General features: G+C 65.9%; 26 protein-coding genes. 25 read left to right on the plus strand and 1 reads right to left on the minus strand.

Translation table 11 applies throughout. The features are described from left to right. Positions 1-12 precede the first annotated feature (12 nt). The 25 genes from rpsS to rplQ all read left to right on the plus strand — a co-directional run bounded on the left by rpsS (position 13) and on the right by rplQ (position 13,774). Positions 13-294 (plus strand): 30S ribosomal protein S19, encoded by a 282-nt coding sequence (rpsS, locus tag ACIQTT_RS14355; protein WP_046013408.1) that lies wholly within the window; start codon positions 13-15, stop codon positions 292-294. Further along, positions 294-692 carry a 50S ribosomal protein L22 gene (gene rplV / locus ACIQTT_RS14360; protein ID WP_402791480.1) on the plus strand — a complete coding sequence of 133 codons (399 nt, stop codon included), beginning with the start codon at positions 294-296 and terminating at the stop codon, positions 690-692. The genes rpsS and rplV overlap by 1 nt, the downstream gene beginning before the upstream one ends. Further along, positions 692-1,447 carry a 30S ribosomal protein S3 gene (gene rpsC / locus ACIQTT_RS14365; RefSeq protein ID WP_149422506.1) on the plus strand — a complete coding sequence of 252 codons (756 nt, stop codon included), beginning with the start codon at positions 692-694 and terminating at the stop codon, positions 1,445-1,447. The genes rplV and rpsC overlap by 1 nt, the downstream gene beginning before the upstream one ends. Continuing rightward, positions 1,447-1,866 (plus strand): 50S ribosomal protein L16, encoded by a 420-nt coding sequence (rplP, locus tag ACIQTT_RS14370; protein ID WP_017829203.1) that lies wholly within the window; start codon positions 1,447-1,449, stop codon positions 1,864-1,866. The genes rpsC and rplP overlap by 1 nt, the downstream gene beginning before the upstream one ends. After that, complete coding sequence (gene rpmC, locus ACIQTT_RS14375; RefSeq protein WP_050722500.1) at positions 1,866-2,183, plus strand: 50S ribosomal protein L29; 318 nt, start codon at positions 1,866-1,868, stop codon at positions 2,181-2,183. The genes rplP and rpmC overlap by 1 nt, the downstream gene beginning before the upstream one ends. Beyond that, the gene (rpsQ, locus tag ACIQTT_RS14380; protein ID WP_045264643.1) at positions 2,183-2,500 is read left to right on the plus strand and encodes a 30S ribosomal protein S17; all 318 of its coding nucleotides are present in this window, start codon (positions 2,183-2,185) and stop codon (positions 2,498-2,500) included. The genes rpmC and rpsQ overlap by 1 nt, the downstream gene beginning before the upstream one ends. Next, positions 2,497-2,865: a 50S ribosomal protein L14 gene (gene rplN / locus ACIQTT_RS14385; RefSeq protein WP_045253838.1), complete on the plus strand. Its 369-nt coding sequence runs from the start codon at positions 2,497-2,499 to the stop codon at positions 2,863-2,865. The genes rpsQ and rplN overlap by 4 nt, the downstream gene beginning before the upstream one ends. A gap of 3 nt (positions 2,866-2,868) precedes the next feature. Beyond that, positions 2,869-3,228, plus strand: coding sequence for a 50S ribosomal protein L24 (gene rplX / locus ACIQTT_RS14390; RefSeq protein ID WP_247625174.1), 360 nt, complete (start codon positions 2,869-2,871; stop codon positions 3,226-3,228). Further along, positions 3,228-3,818 carry a 50S ribosomal protein L5 gene (gene rplE, locus ACIQTT_RS14395; protein WP_402791486.1) on the plus strand — a complete coding sequence of 197 codons (591 nt, stop codon included), beginning with the start codon at positions 3,228-3,230 and terminating at the stop codon, positions 3,816-3,818. The genes rplX and rplE overlap by 1 nt, the downstream gene beginning before the upstream one ends. 132 nt (positions 3,819-3,950) lie before the next feature. Further along, positions 3,951-4,349, plus strand: coding sequence for a 30S ribosomal protein S8 (gene rpsH / locus ACIQTT_RS14400; protein ID WP_402791489.1), 399 nt, complete (start codon positions 3,951-3,953; stop codon positions 4,347-4,349). Between the two features lie 6 nt (positions 4,350-4,355). Then, positions 4,356-4,892: a 50S ribosomal protein L6 gene (gene rplF, locus ACIQTT_RS14405; RefSeq protein ID WP_402791492.1), complete on the plus strand. Its 537-nt coding sequence runs from the start codon at positions 4,356-4,358 to the stop codon at positions 4,890-4,892. 2 nt (positions 4,893-4,894) lie between these two features. Then, a complete protein-coding gene (rplR, locus tag ACIQTT_RS14410) occupies positions 4,895-5,254 on the plus strand; it encodes a 50S ribosomal protein L18 (RefSeq protein WP_247625170.1) in 360 nt (119 codons plus the stop codon). Positions 5,255-5,274: 20 nt separating this feature from the next. After that, positions 5,275-5,952: a 30S ribosomal protein S5 gene (rpsE, locus tag ACIQTT_RS14415; RefSeq protein WP_282185367.1), complete on the plus strand. Its 678-nt coding sequence runs from the start codon at positions 5,275-5,277 to the stop codon at positions 5,950-5,952. Then, complete coding sequence (gene rpmD, locus ACIQTT_RS14420) at positions 5,952-6,137, plus strand: 50S ribosomal protein L30 (protein ID WP_017201575.1); 186 nt, start codon at positions 5,952-5,954, stop codon at positions 6,135-6,137. The genes rpsE and rpmD overlap by 1 nt, the downstream gene beginning before the upstream one ends. After that, complete coding sequence (gene rplO, locus ACIQTT_RS14425) at positions 6,137-6,772, plus strand: 50S ribosomal protein L15 (RefSeq protein WP_402791497.1); 636 nt, start codon at positions 6,137-6,139, stop codon at positions 6,770-6,772. Before rpmD ends, rplO begins: the two co-directional genes overlap by 1 nt. A 129-nt stretch (positions 6,773-6,901) precedes the next feature. Continuing rightward, positions 6,902-8,224, plus strand: a complete 1,323-nt coding sequence (gene secY / locus ACIQTT_RS14430) for a preprotein translocase subunit SecY (RefSeq protein WP_247625168.1) — start codon at positions 6,902-6,904, stop codon at positions 8,222-8,224. After that, positions 8,221-8,817, plus strand: coding sequence for an adenylate kinase (locus ACIQTT_RS14435; protein ID WP_402791501.1), 597 nt, complete (start codon positions 8,221-8,223; stop codon positions 8,815-8,817). Before secY ends, ACIQTT_RS14435 begins: the two co-directional genes overlap by 4 nt. An 11-nt stretch (positions 8,818-8,828) precedes the next feature. Next, positions 8,829-9,677 carry a type I methionyl aminopeptidase gene (gene map, locus ACIQTT_RS14440; protein ID WP_402791504.1) on the plus strand — a complete coding sequence of 283 codons (849 nt, stop codon included), beginning with the start codon at positions 8,829-8,831 and terminating at the stop codon, positions 9,675-9,677. Positions 9,678-9,842: 165 nt separating this feature from the next. Then, positions 9,843-10,502 carry a DsbA family protein gene (locus tag ACIQTT_RS14445; RefSeq protein ID WP_402791507.1) on the plus strand — a complete coding sequence of 220 codons (660 nt, stop codon included), beginning with the start codon at positions 9,843-9,845 and terminating at the stop codon, positions 10,500-10,502. Between the two features lie 225 nt (positions 10,503-10,727). Next, a complete protein-coding gene (infA, locus tag ACIQTT_RS14450; RefSeq protein WP_017201569.1) occupies positions 10,728-10,949 on the plus strand; it encodes a translation initiation factor IF-1 in 222 nt (73 codons plus the stop codon). 64 nt (positions 10,950-11,013) lie between these two features. Beyond that, positions 11,014-11,130: a 50S ribosomal protein L36 gene (gene rpmJ / locus ACIQTT_RS14455; protein WP_005050492.1), complete on the plus strand. Its 117-nt coding sequence runs from the start codon at positions 11,014-11,016 to the stop codon at positions 11,128-11,130. A gap of 133 nt (positions 11,131-11,263) precedes the next feature. Further along, the gene (gene rpsM, locus ACIQTT_RS14460; RefSeq protein ID WP_017201568.1) at positions 11,264-11,638 is read left to right on the plus strand and encodes a 30S ribosomal protein S13; all 375 of its coding nucleotides are present in this window, start codon (positions 11,264-11,266) and stop codon (positions 11,636-11,638) included. 31 nt (positions 11,639-11,669) lie between these two features. Continuing rightward, a complete protein-coding gene (gene rpsK, locus ACIQTT_RS14465; RefSeq protein WP_376180669.1) occupies positions 11,670-12,068 on the plus strand; it encodes a 30S ribosomal protein S11 in 399 nt (132 codons plus the stop codon). Between the two features lie 149 nt (positions 12,069-12,217). Beyond that, a complete protein-coding gene (locus ACIQTT_RS14470) occupies positions 12,218-13,207 on the plus strand; it encodes a DNA-directed RNA polymerase subunit alpha (RefSeq protein WP_247625164.1) in 990 nt (329 codons plus the stop codon). Between the two features lie 33 nt (positions 13,208-13,240). After that, positions 13,241-13,774: a 50S ribosomal protein L17 gene (rplQ, locus tag ACIQTT_RS14475; RefSeq protein WP_402791512.1), complete on the plus strand. Its 534-nt coding sequence runs from the start codon at positions 13,241-13,243 to the stop codon at positions 13,772-13,774. An 85-nt stretch (positions 13,775-13,859) separates the two neighbouring features. Here rplQ and ACIQTT_RS14480 read toward each other — a convergent pair whose 3' ends face one another. Continuing rightward, a complete protein-coding gene (locus tag ACIQTT_RS14480) occupies positions 13,860-15,434 on the minus strand; it encodes an AMP-binding protein (protein ID WP_402791514.1) in 1,575 nt (524 codons plus the stop codon). Between the last annotated feature and the right edge of the window lie 112 nt (positions 15,435-15,546).

The following is a 15,546-nucleotide window of genomic DNA, read 5'->3' on the forward strand; positions in this document are numbered from 1 at the left end:
GAGTAAGAGAAGATGCCTCGCAGTCTTAAGAAGGGCCCCTTCGTCGACGATCACCTGCTTCGCAAGGTGGTCGTGCAGAACGAAGCCGGCACCAAGAACGTCATCAAGACCTGGTCCCGCCGGTCCATGATCATCCCGGCCATGCTGGGTCACACGATCGCGGTCCACGACGGTCGCAAGCACATCCCTGTGTTCGTGTCCGAGTCCATGGTCGGTCACAAGCTGGGCGAGTTCGCGCCCACCCGCACCTTCCGCGGCCACGAGAAGGACGACAAGAAGGGGCGGCGCCGCTAATGGTCGAATCGATCGCACGCGTGAAGCACATCCGCGTGACCCCGCAGAAGGCTCGTCGTGTCGTCGCGCTCATCAAGGGCAAGCAGGCCCAGGAGGCTCTCGCGATCCTGAAGTTCGCGCAGCAGAGCGCCAGCGAGCCGATCTACAAGCTTGTCGCGTCGGCCATGGCCAACGCGCAGGTGAAGGCGGATCGCGACGGCGAGTACCTCGACGAGCAGGACCTGTACGTGGCCAACGCGTACGTCGACGAGGGCACGACGCTCAAGCGTTTCCAGCCTCGTGCACAGGGTCGCGCTTTCCAGATCAAGAAGCGCACGAGCCACATCACGGTCGTGCTCTCCACGCCGGAGGCGGCTGCGCCCGTTGCCGGTGACAGCAACAAGAAGGCGAGCAAGTAATGGGACAGAAGGTAAACCCGTACGGCTTCCGTCTCGGCATCACCACGGACCACGTGTCGCGCTGGTTCTCGGACTCGACCAAGGCCGGTCAGCGTTACGCCGACTACGTCGCCGAGGACATCAAGATCCGCAACCTGCTGAAGACGCAGCTCGACCGCGCCGGTGTCTCGAACATCGAGATCGAGCGCACCCGTGACCGCGTCCGCGTCGACATCCACACCGCCCGTCCGGGCATCGTGATCGGTCGTCGTGGAGCCGAGGCCGAGCGCATCCGTGGCGACCTCGAGAAGCTCTCGGGCAAGCAGATCCAGCTGAACATCCTCGAGGTCAAGAACCCCGAGGCCGACGCTCAGCTCGTCGCACAGGGCATCGCCGAGCAGCTCTCTGCTCGCGTGGCGTTCCGTCGTGCGATGCGCAAGGGTCTGCAGGGCGCTCAGCGCGCCGGCGCCAAGGGCATCCGCATCCAGGTCTCCGGCCGCCTCGGCGGCGCGGAGATGAGCCGGTCGGAGTTCTACCGCGAGGGTCGTGTGCCGCTGCACACGCTCCGTGCGAACATCGACTACGGCTTCTACGAGGCCAAGACCACCTTCGGCCGCATCGGCGTCAAGGTCTGGATCTACAAGGGCGACCTGACCGCGAAGGAGCTCGCTCGCGAGCAGGCCAACGCACCCAAGGCTCGTCGTGACGACCGTGGTGGCGACCGCCGCCGTGCCCCGCGCAACGAGGCACCTGTTGCAGAAGGAGCGTCCGCCTGATGCTTATTCCCCGTAAGGTCAAGTTCCGCAAGCAGCACCACCCCGGTCGTTCGGGTCAGGCCACCGGTGGCACGAAGGTCTCCTTCGGCGAGTACGGTATCCAGGCCCTCACGCCCGCTTACGTGACGAACCGTCAGATCGAGTCCGCTCGTATCGCGATGACCCGTCACATCAAGCGTGGTGGCAAGGTGTGGATCAACATCTACCCCGACCGTCCGCTCACGAAGAAGCCTGCCGAAACCCGCATGGGTTCCGGTAAGGGTTCGCCCGAGTGGTGGGTCGCCAACGTCAAGCCGGGTCGCGTCCTCTTCGAGGTCGCCGGTGTCGACGAGGAGCTCGCACGTGAGGCACTCACGCGAGCCATTCACAAGCTGCCGCTGAAGGCACGCATCATCAAGCGCGAGGAGGGCGACGCGTAATGGCGATCGGCACCAAGGAGCTCGCTCCGGCAGAGCTCGACACGTTCGAAGACCAGCGCCTCGTTGAGGAGCTGCGTAAGGCCAAGGAGGAGCTGTTCAACCTCCGTTTCCAGTCGGCCACCGGCCAGCTGGAGAGCCACGGCCGCATCCGCGCCGTCAAGCGCGACATCGCGCGCCTCTACACCGTGATCCGCGAGCGCGAGCTGGGCATCCGTGCGACGCCCGCTCCGGTCGAGGCTCCGGCCAAGAAGGCGTCCAAGTCGAAGGCGAAGAAGGCGGATGCCGCTGACGACGCCGTGAAGGAAGAGGCTGAGTGATGGCCACCAAGAAGGAAGCCGCCGTCGAGGCTGAGCACGCTGCTCACGATGTGCGCGATGCGGATGCCCGTGGGTACCGCAAGTCGCGTCGTGGCTACGTCGTCAGCGACAAGATGGACAAGACCATCGTGGTCGAGGTCGAGGACCGCGTGAAGCACCCGCTTTACGGCAAGGTCATCCGCCGCACCTCGAAGGTCAAGGCGCACGATGAGGCGAACTCCGCCGGCATCGGCGACCTGGTCCTGATCAACGAGACCCGCCCGCTCAGCGCCACGAAGCGCTGGCGTCTGGTGGAGATTCTGGAGAAGGCCAAGTGATTCAGCAGGAGTCCCGCCTCAAGGTCGCCGACAACACCGGCGCCAAGGAGCTGCTCACGATTCGCGTGCTCGGTGGCTCGAAGCGCCGCTACGCCGGCGTGGGCGACACCATCGTCGCGACGGTCAAGGATGCGATCCCGGGCGGCAACGTCAAGAAGGGCGACGTCGTCAAGGCGGTCATCGTCCGCACCGTCAAGTCCACGCGCCGTCCCGACGGCTCGTACATCAAGTTCGACGAGAACGCCGCCGTGATCCTGAAGAACGACGGGGAGCCCCGCGGCACCCGTATCTTCGGACCGGTCGGTCGCGAGCTTCGTGACAAGAAGTTCATGAAGATCGTCTCGCTGGCGCCGGAGGTTATCTAAGTCATGGCGAAGATCAAGAAGGGTGACCTCGTTCAGGTCATCACGGGCGCCAAGCCCGAGCGCGGCGGAGACCGCGGCAAGCAGGGCAAGGTTCTCGAGATCCTTGCCGAGCGCAACCGCATCATCGTCGAGGGCGTGAACTACGTCACCAAGCACACCCGCGTCGGCCAGACGCAGCGTGGCACCAAGACCGGTGGCCTCGAGACCGTCGAGGCTCCCATCCACATCTCGAACGTCGCACTCGTCGACCCCTCGACCAAGAAGCCGACCAAGGTCGGCCACCGGGTCGAGGAGCAGACCAAGGACGGCGTCAAGCGCACCGTTCGTGTGCGTTTCGCGAAGAAGTCAGGTAAGGACCTCTGATGGCAACCACCGACGCCGCGGTGGCTGGCAAGATCCAGCCCCGCCTGAAGGCGAAGTACAACGCCGAGATCAAGAAGGCGCTGCAGGAAGAGTTCGGCTACGCGAACGTCATGCAGATCCCCGGACTGGTCAAGGTCGTCGTGAACACCGGTGTCGGCGAGGCAGCTCGCGACAGCAAGGTGATCGACGGCGCGGTCGACGATCTCACCAAGATCACCGGCCAGAAGCCGATCGTCACGAAGGCCCGCAAGTCCATCGCGCAGTTCAAGCTGCGCGAGGGCCAGGCCATCGGCGCGCACGTCACCCTCCGCGGTGACCGCGCGTGGGAGTTCGTGGACCGCCTCGTCTCGCTCGCACTGCCCCGTATCCGCGACTTCCGCGGTCTCTCGGCCAAGCAGTTCGACGGCAACGGCAACTACACCTTCGGTCTCCAGGAGCAGAGCGTGTTCCACGAGATCGATCAGGACCGGATCGACCGTGTTCGCGGTTTCGACATCACCGTCGTCACCACCGCGAAGACGGATGACGAGGGTCGGGCACTGCTCCGTCACCTCGGCTTCCCGTTCCGCTCGGAAGACGCACAGGCGTAACACCGTCGACGGGCTCAGTGGTCATGTGTCACTGAGCCCGTCGATGTGTGCGTACAATTGAAGATTGCGTGTCATCGCAGGCCGTCTGTCGTGTAACGGCAGCCGGAACCTCATGAACAAAGGAAAACAACAATGACAATGACAGACCCGGTCGCAGATCTGCTGACCCGTCTGCGTAACGCGAACTCGGCGCACCACGATTCCGTGACCCTGCCGTCGAGCAAGCTGAAGACGCACATCGCCGAGATCCTCCAGCAGGAGGGTTACATCTCCGCGTGGGAGACCTCGGACGCCCGCGTGGGCAAGAACCTCACGCTGACGCTGAAGTACGGCCCGAACCGCGAGCGGTCGATCGCCGGCATCAAGCGCGTGTCGAAGCCCGGCCTCCGCGTCTACGCGAAGTCCACCGAGCTCCCGCGCGTCCTCGGCGGCCTCGGCGTGGCCATCCTGTCCACCTCCTCCGGTCTCCTCACGGACCGCCAGGCAGAGCAGAAGGGCGTGGGCGGAGAAGTTCTCGCCTACGTGTGGTAATTCGAAATGTCGCGTATTGGACGACTTCCCATCGACGTTCCCGCGGACGTGACCGTTTCGGTCACCGGCCGCGAGGTCGCGGTGAAGGGCCCCAAGGGTGAACTCACCCTTACGGTGGCCAGCCCCATCGAGGTCGCGGTCGAGGCGAACCAGGTTCTGGTCACCCGTCCCGACGACGAGCGCGAGTCGCGGTCGCTTCACGGCCTGACCCGCACGCTCATCAACAACAACATCATCGGCGTGACCCAGGGCTACACCAAGGGTCTCGAGGTCGTCGGCACCGGTTACCGCGTCCAGCAGAAGGGCGGCTCGGTCGAGTTCGCACTCGGCTTCTCGCACCCGGTTCTGATCGACCCGCCGGCGGGGATCACGCTCACGGTCGAGGGCACGAACAAGCTCACCGTCAGCGGTATCGACAAGCAGGCTGTCGGCGAGGCAGCTGCCAACATCCGCAAGATCCGTAAGCCCGAGCCCTACAAGGGCAAGGGCGTCCGCTACGCCGGCGAGAACGTGCGTCGCAAGGCCGGAAAGAGTGGTAAGTAACCATGGCTCTCAAGTCAAAGTCCGACGCCCGCGCGCGTCGCCACGCCCGCCTTCGCAAGAAGGTCGTCGGCACCGAGGTGCGTCCGCGCCTCGTCGTCAACCGTTCGGCCCGCCACGTCTTCGTCCAGCTGGTCGACGACAGCAAGGGTCACACCGTCGCGTCGGCATCGACGCTCGAGACCGACCTGCGCGGCTTCGAGGGTGACAAGACCGCCAAGGCCCGCAAGGTCGGCGAGCTCGTCGCCGAGCGCGCGAAGGCCGCCGGCGTTTCCGAGGCAGTGTTCGACCGTGGCGGCAACCGCTACGCCGGTCGTGTCGCCGCCATCGCCGATGGCGCCCGCGAAGGGGGTCTGGCACTGTGAGTGACAACAAGGAGAACGAAGTGACCGAAGCGGCTGCTGCCACTTCCGAGACGGCTGCCGGCACCACGCAGGCTGAGCCGACTCGCGACCAGCGCGACGGTCGTCGCGGTGGACGCGGTGACCGCAACCAGGGTGGCCGCGACCGCAACTCGCGCGACCGTGGTGACAACCAGTTCCTGGAGCGCGTCGTCACCATCAACCGCGTCTCGAAGGTCGTGAAGGGTGGTCGTCGCTTCAGCTTCACCGCTCTCGTGGTCGTCGGTGACGGCAACGGTCTGGTGGGCGTCGGCTACGGCAAGGCCCGTGAGGTCCCCCTGGCGATCTCGAAGGGTGTCGAAGAGGCCAAGCGCAACTTCTTCCGCGTTCCGCGCGTCGGCAGCACCATCCCGCACCCCGTGCAGGGTGAGGCTGCGGCCGGTGTCGTGCTGCTGCGTCCGGCTGCTGCCGGTACCGGTGTCATCGCCGGTGGTCCGGTCCGCGCCGTGCTCGAGTGCGCCGGTATCCACGACGTCCTGTCGAAGTCGCTCGGCTCGTCGAACACGATCAACATCGTGCACGCGACCGTCGCTGCCCTGAAGCAGCTCGAGGAGCCCCGTGCGGTCGCCGCACGTCGTGGCCTCGAGTTCGACCAGGTCGCACCGGCGCGTCTTGTCCGCGCCGAGGCCGAGGCCATCGCCGCACAGAAGGTAGGTGCCTGATGGCCGCCCGGCTCAAGGTCACGCAGATCAAGTCCAAGGTGAGCGAGAAGCAGAACCAGCGCGACACGCTGCGCAGCCTCGGTCTCAAGCGGATCGGTGACACCACCGTCCGCCCCGACGACGCGCAGACGCGCGGTTACGTCAAGACCGTCGCACACCTCGTCAAGGTTGAGGAGATCGACTAATGGCTGAGAAGAACGAGGCCGTCGAGGCCGAGAAGGCCACGAAGAAGGCTGCAGCTCCCAAGGCTGCCGCCGAGAAGAAGCCCGCCGCGAAGAAGGCTCCGGCCAAGAGCGCTGCGGCCGACGCCAAGGCTGAGGCTCCCGCCAAGAAGCCGGCTGCCAAGAAGGCTGCGCCGAAGGCGGATGCTCCGGCATCGCGTCCCGGCGTGCTGAAGGTGCACCACCTGCGTCCCGTCCCCGGATCCAACACCGCCAAGACTCGCGTCGGCCGTGGTGAGGGCTCGAAGGGTAAGACCGCCGGTCGTGGAACCAAGGGCACCAAGGCTCGCAACACCGTTCGCGTCGGTTTCGAGGGTGGGCAGATGCCGCTGCACATGCGCACCCCGAAGCTGCGCGGGTTCAAGAACCCGTTCCGCGTCGAGTACCAGGTCGTGAACCTGGAGAAGCTCGCGGAGCTCTACCCCCAGGGTGGCGACGTCACCATCAGCGACCTGGTCGCCAAGGGTGCGGTTCGGAAGAACGAGAAGGTCAAGGTTCTCGGAAACGGCGACATCGCCGTGAAGCTCACCGTCGCGGTCGACAAGGTCTCGGGTTCCGCCGAGCAGAAGATCGTGGCTGCGGGCGGTTCCGTCAAGTAACCACAGCAGGGAAGGGGTCGGAGATTCTCCGGCCCCTTCTGTGCACATGGATGCCGAGAACCGCGTTTAGGTTACTCTGGTCTTTCAGCCGCCCATCGGTTGCGGCAACCCCTTTCAGGAGGCACGTTCTTGTTTAGCGCCATCGCGCGGATCTTCCGCACTCCCGACCTGCGTCGGAAGATCGGTTTCACCCTGGCCATCATCGCCATCTACCGACTCGGCTCCAACGTTCCCGCTCCGTTCGTGAACTTCCCGAACGTCGAGGAGTGCCTCGCGGCCAACAACGGGACCGAGGGCCTCCTCGGACTGGTCAACCTCTTCTCGGGTGGCGCACTCCTGCAGCTGTCGATCTTCGCGCTGGGTGTCATGCCCTACATCACCGCGACGATCATCACGCAGCTCCTGCGCGTGGTCATCCCGCACTTCGAGGCGCTGCACAAGGAAGGCCAGGCCGGCCAGGCCCGCCTCACCCAGTACACGCGTTACCTCACCATCGCCCTCGCGCTCCTGCAGTCGACGACCCTCGTCACCGTCGCGCGCAGCGGCCAGCTGTTCGGAACGACCGATCTCGCGGCCTGCCAGAACCTGCTCACGAACGACGTCTGGTGGGCACAGCTGCTCATCATCATGGCGATGACCGCCGGTACCGGCCTCATCATGTGGTTCGCCGAGCTCGTCACCGAGCGCGGCGTCGGCAACGGCATGTCGCTCCTCATCTTCACCTCGATCGCCGCGACCTTCCCCGGCGCGATGAGCCTCATCTGGCAGACGAAGGGCTTCGAGGTCTTCCTGCTCGTGCTGCTCGTCGGAATCATCGTCATGGGTCTCGTCGTGTTCGTCGAGCAGTCCCAGAGACGCATCCCTGTGCAGTACGCCAAGCGGATGGTCGGACGCCGCACCTACGGCGGCACGAACACGTACATCCCGATCAAGGTCAACATGGCGGGTGTGATCCCGGTCATCTTCGCCTCGTCGCTGCTGTACATCCCGGCGCTGATCGCGCAGTTCAACACCCCGCAGGACGGCTCGACACCGGCCGCGTGGGTCACCTGGATCAGCACGTACTTCACCACGGGCAACCACCCGATCTACATGGCGGCGTACTTCCTGCTCATCATCGGATTCACCTACTTCTACGTCGCGATCACGTTCAACCCGGTCGAGGTCGCCGACAACATGAAGAAGTACGGCGGTTTCATCCCCGGCATCCGCGCGGGTCGTCCCACCGCCGAGTACCTCGACTACGTCCTGACGCGCATCACTCTGCCGGGCTCGATCTACCTGGGTCTGATCGCCCTCATCCCGCTGATCGCCCTGGCAACGGTCGGTGCCAACCAGAACTTCCCGTTCGGTGGCGCATCGATCCTCATCATCGTCGGTGTGGGTCTCGAGACGGTCAAGCAGATCGACGCCCAGCTGCAGCAGCGTCACTACGAAGGGCTCCTCCGATGACGGCATCCGCACGTCTCCTGATCGTCGGCCCGCAGGGCTCCGGCAAGGGCACGCAGGGTGTGCGCATCGCCGAGACCTTCGGCATCCCCGTGGTCTCGACCGGAGACATCTTCCGCGCCAACATCAAGGGCGGCACCGAGCTCGGCCAGAAGGTGACCGCGATCCTCGACCGCGGCGACCTGGTTCCCGACGAACTGACGGGCGAGATCGTCCGCGACCGTCTGGCGCAGGACGACGCCTCGAGCGGCTTCCTCCTCGACGGGTATCCGCGCAACACCGCTCAGGTCGGTCATCTCGAGGAGTTCCTCGCGGGCCGTGGCGAGTCGCTCGACGCCGTGATCCTCCTCGACGTGCCGCGTGATGAGAGCATCTCCCGCCTGAGCCTCCGTGCGATCGAGCAGGGGCGCTCCGACGACACCGAAGAGGCGATCGCCCACCGGCTCGACATCTACGAGCGTGAGACCGCCCCGATCATCGACGTCTACAGCGAGAAGGGCATCGTCGATCGCATCGACGGCGTCGGCTCGCTCGATGAGATCACCGAGCGCATCGTCGCCGCGCTCGACGCGCGCGGTCTGCGCGTCGCCGTCTGAGCGGCTCCGGGATGTTCCGCCGGTCGATCTACAAGACCCCGGCCCAGCTCCGATCGATGATCGAGCCCGGGCTGATCACGGCGGCGGCGCTCGACGCCGTCCGTCCGCTGATCCGCCCCGGGGTGACGACTCTCGAGCTGGATGCCGAGGCGAATCGCGTGATCCTCGCCCGAGGCGCGGAGTCGAACTTCCAGCTCGTACGCGGCTACCACCACACGATCTGCGTCTCGGTCAACGAGCAGGTCGTGCACGGCATCCCGGGCGATCTGGTGCTGCAACCGGGTGACATCGTCTCGGTCGACTGCGGTGCGCAGTACCAGGGGTGGAACGGCGACAGTGCGATCACGGTCGTCGTCCCCGACGAGACCCGCCCCGAGGTCGTCGCGAATCGCGAGGAGCTCTCGCGCGTGACGGAAGGGTCCATGTGGGCCGGCATCGCCGCGATGGCGACGGCCCGGCACCTGGGTGACCTGGGCGCCGCGATCCAGGGCTACATCGAGGCTCAGGGCCCGTCAGCCGTGTCGGGGGAGACCTACGGCATCCTGCGCGAGTACGTCGGCCACGGCATCGGTCGCAAGATGCACGAGGCGCCGAGCGTCTTCAACTACCGCACGCCCGACCCCGGCGCCGAAGTGAAGCCGGGCCTCGTGCTCGCGATCGAACCGATGGTCACCGCCGGCGGCGAGGAGACGTTCATCGAGGACGACGACTGGACCGTCTCGACCGTCGACGGCTCGGACGGCTCGCACTGGGAGCACAGCGTCGCCGTGCACGAGAACGGCCTCTGGGTGCTCACCGCGCCCGACGGCGGTGCAGCGGGCCTCGCTCCCTTCGGTGTGATGCCGGTCCCCGTCGCCTGACACCCCCGTCGCCCTCTCGTCTCACCGGCTGTCCCGGGCATCCGTTACGCAAGCGTGAGGTGCAGGCAAGGTTCCCCTCACACGAAGCCCATAGGCTGATGCAGGAAGATCACAGGGTACTTGCGTCCGCAATCACTGCGGCGAGACCGAGAGAAACGGAAGACAATGGCAGCGGCGAAGAGCAACACCAACTGGTTCGCGATCGGGGTGTCCGCAGCAGTCGTCGTCGTGCTCGTCGTCCTCGGCGGGCTCGTGGTGTTCCTGAACAACCAGGCCACGGCCCCCGGCGTCGCGCCCGAGGGTGGCAACGTCAACCAGGAGACCGGTGCGATCAGCTTCGGCGGCGGCGATGACGAGGTCGACGTGTTCGTCGACTTCATGTGCCCCATCTGCGGCGACTTCGAAGACGCGTACGGAGAGCAGCTGCAGGCCGCCGCGGCGAGCGACGACATCACGCTCAACATCCACCCGATCTCGATCCTCGACCGGTACTCGCAGAACACGAAGTACTCGACCCGCGCCGCGGGCGCCGCGTACTGCGTCGCCGAGAACGCGCCGGACTCGTTCCTCGACTTCTTCAACTTCATGTTCACCAACCAGCCGCAGGAGAACACTGCCGGCTACACCGACGAAGAGCTCGCGTCGTACGCCGAGCAGGTCGGGGCCGGCGTGGCAGCCGACTGCATCGCGGACGGCACGTACATGAACTTCGTGCGCGACCAGACCAACCAGCACGAGATCCAGGGCACGCCCACCGTCGAGATCAACGGTGAGCGTATCGAGAACGCCGACATCCAGTCGCGTTTCGCGCAGATCCTGCCCTGATCGGATCGACGACACGGCGAGGGCGGTCCCGTCACGGGGCCGCCCTCGCCGTGTGCACGACGGGCGACGCGCGGATGCCGACGGCTCAGGTTGCCGGATGCTCCGGCGTCGTCTAACATAGATCTTTGGTGCCTTGTGCACTGATTCGGCGTGTCCGTCGGCGCAGCACCAACAAACCAATCACCCACCGCAGATCGACCGGTCTGCAGAAGCGTCAGCGAGGCTATGGCTAAGAAAGACGGTGTCATCGAGATCGAGGGCGTGATCTCCGAGGCTCTTCCCAACGCGATGTTCCGCGTTGAGCTCAGCAACGGACACAAGGTCCTGGCAACGATCTCCGGCAAGATGCGGCAGAACTACATCCGTATCATCCCCGAGGACCGCGTGGTCGTGGAGCTCAGCCCCTACGACCTCACCCGCGGCCGTATCGTCTACCGCTACCGCTGATCGGTCGAGAAGTAACGGCCTGCCCCGCAGCGGGGCGGTACGAAGACAGCGAATAGGAAACATCATGAAGGTCAACCCCAGCGTCAAGCCGATCTGCGATCACTGCAAGGTGATCCGCCGCCACGGCCGCGTCATGGTGATCTGCAAGAGCAACCCGCGCCACAAGCAGCGCCAGGGCTGATCACTCTTCGGATCCGACACACAACTGAACACACGAACGGCAGGATCAGATCCCACGCGAGTGGGGGACACCTCGGGGCGGAGGCCCGGGCACCGATCCTGTTCCACACCTCCACAACACTCAGGAGAACCGCATGGCACGTCTTGCCGGCGTTGACATCCCGCGCGACAAGCGCGTGGTGATCGCCCTTACCTACATCTACGGCGTCGGCCGTACCCGCTCGGTCGAGATCCTCAAGGCGACCGACATCGATGAGAGCATCCGCGTGAAGGACCTCAGCGACGACCAGCTGATCGCCCTCCGCGACCACATCGAAGGCAACTACAAGGTGGAGGGTGACCTCCGTCGCGAGGTCGCCGCAGACATCCGCCGCAAGGTCGAGATCGGCTCCTACGAGGGCATCCGCCACCGTCGTGGTCTCCCGGTCCGCGGTCAGCGCACCAAGACCAACGCCCGTACCCGCAAGGGCCCGAAGCGCACCGTCGCCGGCAAGAAGAAGGCCCGCTAAGCGCGGCCCCAGGGACTAGGAGAACATTTTCATGGCTGCACCCAAGGCCGCCGCGCGCAAGCCGCGCCGCAAGGAAAAGAAGAACATCGCGCTGGGCCAGGCCCACATCAAGTCGACGTTCAACAACACGATCGTCTCGATCACCGACCCGACCGGCGCCGTCATCGCGTGGGCATCGTCGGGTGGCGTGGGCTTCAAGGGCTCGCGCAAGTCGACCCCGTACGCCGCAGGCATGGCAGCCGAGTCGGCTGCCCGCCAGGCCGCCGAGCACGGCGTCAAGAAGGTCGACGTCCTCGTGAAGGGTCCGGGCTCCGGCCGCGAGACCGCGATCCGCTCGCTCCAGGCCGCCGGCCTCGAGGTGGGATCGATCCAGGACGTCACCCCGCAGGCGCACAACGGATGCCGCCCGCCGAAGCGTCGCCGCGTCTGATCCGGCTCGCGAGCCGCTCGCCCCGTCCCGTTCTCTGAACGGTCGGGGCCGAGCGGCTCGCCCGCCCGTTCGCGGGCATCGACTTCCACAACTCAAGACCTCACCCACCACATGTCATATAGCGGTCATGTGATCGAAAGGAACACAGAGTGCTCATTGCACAGCGTCCCACACTCACCGAGGAAAAGATCGTCGAGAACCGGAGCCGGTTCATCATCGAGCCTCTGGAGCCCGGCTTCGGATACACGATCGGCAACGCGCTGCGTCGCAGCCTGCTGTCGTCGATCCCCGGTGCCGCTGTCACCAGCGTCCGTCTCGACGGCGTGCTGCACGAGTTCAGCACGATCCCCGGTGTGAAGGAGGATGTCACCGAGATCATCCTCAACATCAAGCAGCTCGTCGTTTCCTCGGAGCGCGACGAGCCCATCACCGCGTACCTGCGCAAGACAGGTGCGGGCGAAGTGACCGCCGCTGACATCTCGGCTCCGGCCGGTGTCGAGGTGCACAACCCCGAGCTCGTCATCGCGACGCTCAACGACACCGCGAAGTTCGAGCTCGAGCTCACGATCGAGCGTGGCCGTGGCTACGTCTCGGCGACGCAGAACCGCAACGAGTACGCCGAGGCCGGTCAGATCCCGATCGACTCGATCTACTCGCCGGTCCTCAAGGTGAGCTACCGCGTCGACGCGACCCGTGCCGGGGAGCGCACCGACTTCGACAAGCTCGTCCTGGACGTCGAGACGAAGAACTCGATCAGCCCCCGCGACGCCGTCGCTTCGGCTGCCAAGACGCTCACCGAGCTGTTCGGTCTCGCCCGCGAGCTGAACGTCGAGGCCGAGGGCATCGAGATCGGCCCGGCGCCGGTGGAGGCTGTGAACTCCAGCGAGCTGTCGATGCCGATCGAAGACCTCGATCTGTCGGTCCGCTCGTACAACTGCCTGAAGCGTGAGGGCATCAACACCGTTTCGGAGCTCGTCGCCCTCTCGGAGACGCAGCTCATGAACATCCGTAATTTCGGCCAGAAGTCGGTCGACGAGGTGCGCGACAAGCTCATCTCGCTCGGTCTGTCGCTCAAGGATTCGGTGCCCGGTTTCGACGGCGCCCACTTCTACGGCGGCAGCGAAGACGAGTCCTTCTGATACCCGACCTTTCTGACCAGGAGTTAGACGATTATGCCCAAGCCCACTAAGGGTCCCCGCCTCGGAGGCGGCCCCGCCCACGAGCGCCTGCTGCTTGCCAACCTCGCCGCTGCGCTGTACACCCACAAGTCGATCAAGACGACCGAGACCAAGGCCAAGCGCCTGCGTCCGCTCGCCGAGCGTCTCATCACCTTCGCCAAGCGCGGAGACCTGCACGCACGCCGTCGCGTGCTGTCGGTCATCGGTGACAAGGAAGTCGTGCACACGCTCTTCGCCGAGATCGCTCCGCTGGTCGCTGACCGCGAGGGTGGCTACACGCGCATCACCAAGGTCGGCAACCGCAAGGGTGACAACGCCCCGATGGCCGTGATCGAGCTCGTCCTCGAGCCCGTCACGCCGAAGGCGAAGTCGACCAAGAAGGCCGCTGCCGCCCCCAAGGCGGAGAAGCCGGTCGAGGAGGCTCCCGCCGAGGAGACCGCCGAGGTCGTCGAGGAGGCTCCCGCCGAGGAGGCCCCCGCAGCCGAAGACACCACCGAGGCGCCCGCCGCCGAGGAGAAGTCCGAGTAATCACTCGACTCGAGAGAAGCCCGTCACCGTGAGGTGGCGGGCTTCTCTCGTCGTGGGCCGCGATCATGGTGCCGACGTGATCGTGTCAACGTGCTCGCAGATCCTTGCGGAGGATCTTGCCCGATGTCGATTTGGGGATCGCATCGATGAACTCGACCTGCCGCACCTTCTCGTGGGGTGCGACGCGCTCGGCGACGTGCGCCATCACTCCCGCCGCGTCGATGTCCGCCCCCGCCTGCACCACGACGAAGGCCTTCGGCACCTCCTGACCGTCGTCGTCGGGTGCACCGATCACGGCGGCGTCCGCGATGGCGGGATGGTCCAGGAGCACCGCTTCGAGCACCGCAGGGGCGACCTGGTAGCCCTTGTACTTGATGAGTTCCTTGAGTCGGTCGACGATGCGGAAGACCCCCTCGGAGGTCACCGTGCCGACGTCACCCGTGTGCAGCCATCCGTCGTCATCGAGCATCTCGGCGGTCGCGTCGGGCCGGTTCAGGTACCCTTTCATCACCTGCGGTCCGCGGATCAGCAGTTCGCCGGGTTCGCTCGTCCCGCCCGCCGGCGCCTCCAGGTCGGCCCCGCTCTCGGGGTCGCGCAGTCGTGCTTCGGTGCCGCTGAGCAGCAGGCCGACGCTCGCCCGATCGATGTCGTCGCGGTCGTACGGGATGGCATGGGTGACCGGACTCGTCTCGGTCATGCCGTATCCCTGACAGACCGTGCAGTCGAGGCGGCGCGCGACGGCCGCGGCCAGGGAGCCGTCGAGGGGCGCGGCGCCCGAGAAGATCACCTTGACCGAGGAGAGATCGTACTCGTCGACGAGCGGATGCTTGGCGAGGGCGACCGCGATCGGCGGGGCGATGAACACCCAGGTCGTGCGGTGCTCGGAGACGACCCGGAGGAAATCGGCGAGGTCGAACCGCGGCATCGTGACAAGTGCAGCCCGTTGACGCAGGGCGAAGTTCAGCAGCACGGTCATGCCGTAGATGTGGAAGAACGGCAGAACGGCGAGTACGCGGTCGTCATCGGCGAGGGAGATCGTGGAGCGGCACTGGCTCACATTGGCGACGAGGTTGCGGTGCGTGAGCATCACGCCCTTGGGGCGCCCGGTCGTTCCGGATGAATAGGGCAGCACGGCCAGATGCTCGGCGGGGTCGAAGGACACGTCCGGCGCCGGATGCCCCTCTCCGAGCAGCGCTGCGAGCGACGGGTGGCCCTCGGCGCCGTCGAGGACGACGAGGTGCTCGGCGTCGATGCCGACCCTCTCGGCCGCCGCGCGGGCGCCCGGGAGCAGGGGGGAGACGGTGATCAGCCACTCGGCTTCGGCATCCGTGAGCTGGTTCGCGATCTCGTCGGGGGTGTACAGGGAGTTGATCGTGGTGGCCGTCGCACCGGAGCGCAGGATGCCGTGGAAGACCGTCGCGAAGGCGGGGGTGTTGGGGCACAGCACTCCGACCCGCGTGCCGACACCGACGCCGCGAACGGCGAGGGCGCCGGCGAAGAGCTGGATCTGCTCGACGAGGGTGCGATAGCTCGTCTCGGCACCGCTCGTCCCGTCGATGAGCGCGATCGCGTCCAGGCGCTGCTCGTCGAGATCGCCGAACAGGAAGTCGTAGACCGAGAGGGCCGGGACCTCGACGTCGGGGAGGGTGCTGCGAACCATGAGATCTCCTTCGATCCGTGCAGGGACGGCGTCGTCCCGGCGATTGGCATCAAGTGTCGCATAGGAGGGGACTGCGTCCCAGGGGTGTTCGAATCGGTGGTCGGACGCTCGC

The organism is Microbacterium sp. NPDC090225 (genome assembly GCF_044772365.1).
Taxonomy (GTDB): Bacteria; Actinomycetota; Actinomycetes; order Actinomycetales; family Microbacteriaceae; genus Microbacterium.

Excerpts from the sequence above, each read along its gene's own strand:
- rpsS (WP_046013408.1), top strand. The coding sequence starts at position 13 with ATGCCTCGCAGTCTTAAGAAGGGCCCCTTCGTCGACGATCACCTGCTT.
- rplV (WP_402791480.1), top strand. The coding sequence starts at position 294 with ATGGTCGAATCGATCGCACGCGTGAAGCACATCCGCGTGACCCCGCAG.
- rpsC (WP_149422506.1), top strand. The coding sequence starts at position 692 with ATGGGACAGAAGGTAAACCCGTACGGCTTCCGTCTCGGCATCACCACG.
- rplP (WP_017829203.1), top strand. The coding sequence starts at position 1,447 with ATGCTTATTCCCCGTAAGGTCAAGTTCCGCAAGCAGCACCACCCCGGT.
- rpmC (WP_050722500.1), top strand. The coding sequence starts at position 1,866 with ATGGCGATCGGCACCAAGGAGCTCGCTCCGGCAGAGCTCGACACGTTC.
- rpsQ (WP_045264643.1), top strand. The coding sequence starts at position 2,183 with ATGGCCACCAAGAAGGAAGCCGCCGTCGAGGCTGAGCACGCTGCTCAC.
- rplX (WP_247625174.1), top strand. The coding sequence starts at position 2,869 with ATGGCGAAGATCAAGAAGGGTGACCTCGTTCAGGTCATCACGGGCGCC.
- rplE (WP_402791486.1), top strand. The coding sequence starts at position 3,228 with ATGGCAACCACCGACGCCGCGGTGGCTGGCAAGATCCAGCCCCGCCTG.
- rpsH (WP_402791489.1), top strand. The coding sequence starts at position 3,951 with ATGACAATGACAGACCCGGTCGCAGATCTGCTGACCCGTCTGCGTAAC.
- rplF (WP_402791492.1), top strand. The coding sequence starts at position 4,356 with ATGTCGCGTATTGGACGACTTCCCATCGACGTTCCCGCGGACGTGACC.
- rplR (WP_247625170.1), top strand. The coding sequence starts at position 4,895 with ATGGCTCTCAAGTCAAAGTCCGACGCCCGCGCGCGTCGCCACGCCCGC.
- rpmD (WP_017201575.1), top strand. The coding sequence starts at position 5,952 with ATGGCCGCCCGGCTCAAGGTCACGCAGATCAAGTCCAAGGTGAGCGAG.
- rplO (WP_402791497.1), top strand. The coding sequence starts at position 6,137 with ATGGCTGAGAAGAACGAGGCCGTCGAGGCCGAGAAGGCCACGAAGAAG.
- ACIQTT_RS14435 (WP_402791501.1), top strand. The coding sequence starts at position 8,221 with ATGACGGCATCCGCACGTCTCCTGATCGTCGGCCCGCAGGGCTCCGGC.
- map (WP_402791504.1), top strand. The coding sequence starts at position 8,829 with ATGTTCCGCCGGTCGATCTACAAGACCCCGGCCCAGCTCCGATCGATG.
- ACIQTT_RS14445 (WP_402791507.1), top strand. The coding sequence starts at position 9,843 with ATGGCAGCGGCGAAGAGCAACACCAACTGGTTCGCGATCGGGGTGTCC.
- infA (WP_017201569.1), top strand. The coding sequence starts at position 10,728 with ATGGCTAAGAAAGACGGTGTCATCGAGATCGAGGGCGTGATCTCCGAG.
- rpmJ (WP_005050492.1), top strand. The coding sequence starts at position 11,014 with ATGAAGGTCAACCCCAGCGTCAAGCCGATCTGCGATCACTGCAAGGTG.
- rpsM (WP_017201568.1), top strand. The coding sequence starts at position 11,264 with ATGGCACGTCTTGCCGGCGTTGACATCCCGCGCGACAAGCGCGTGGTG.
- rpsK (WP_376180669.1), top strand. The coding sequence starts at position 11,670 with ATGGCTGCACCCAAGGCCGCCGCGCGCAAGCCGCGCCGCAAGGAAAAG.
- rplQ (WP_402791512.1), top strand. The coding sequence starts at position 13,241 with ATGCCCAAGCCCACTAAGGGTCCCCGCCTCGGAGGCGGCCCCGCCCAC.
- ACIQTT_RS14480 (WP_402791514.1), bottom strand. The coding sequence starts at position 15,434 with ATGGTTCGCAGCACCCTCCCCGACGTCGAGGTCCCGGCCCTCTCGGTC.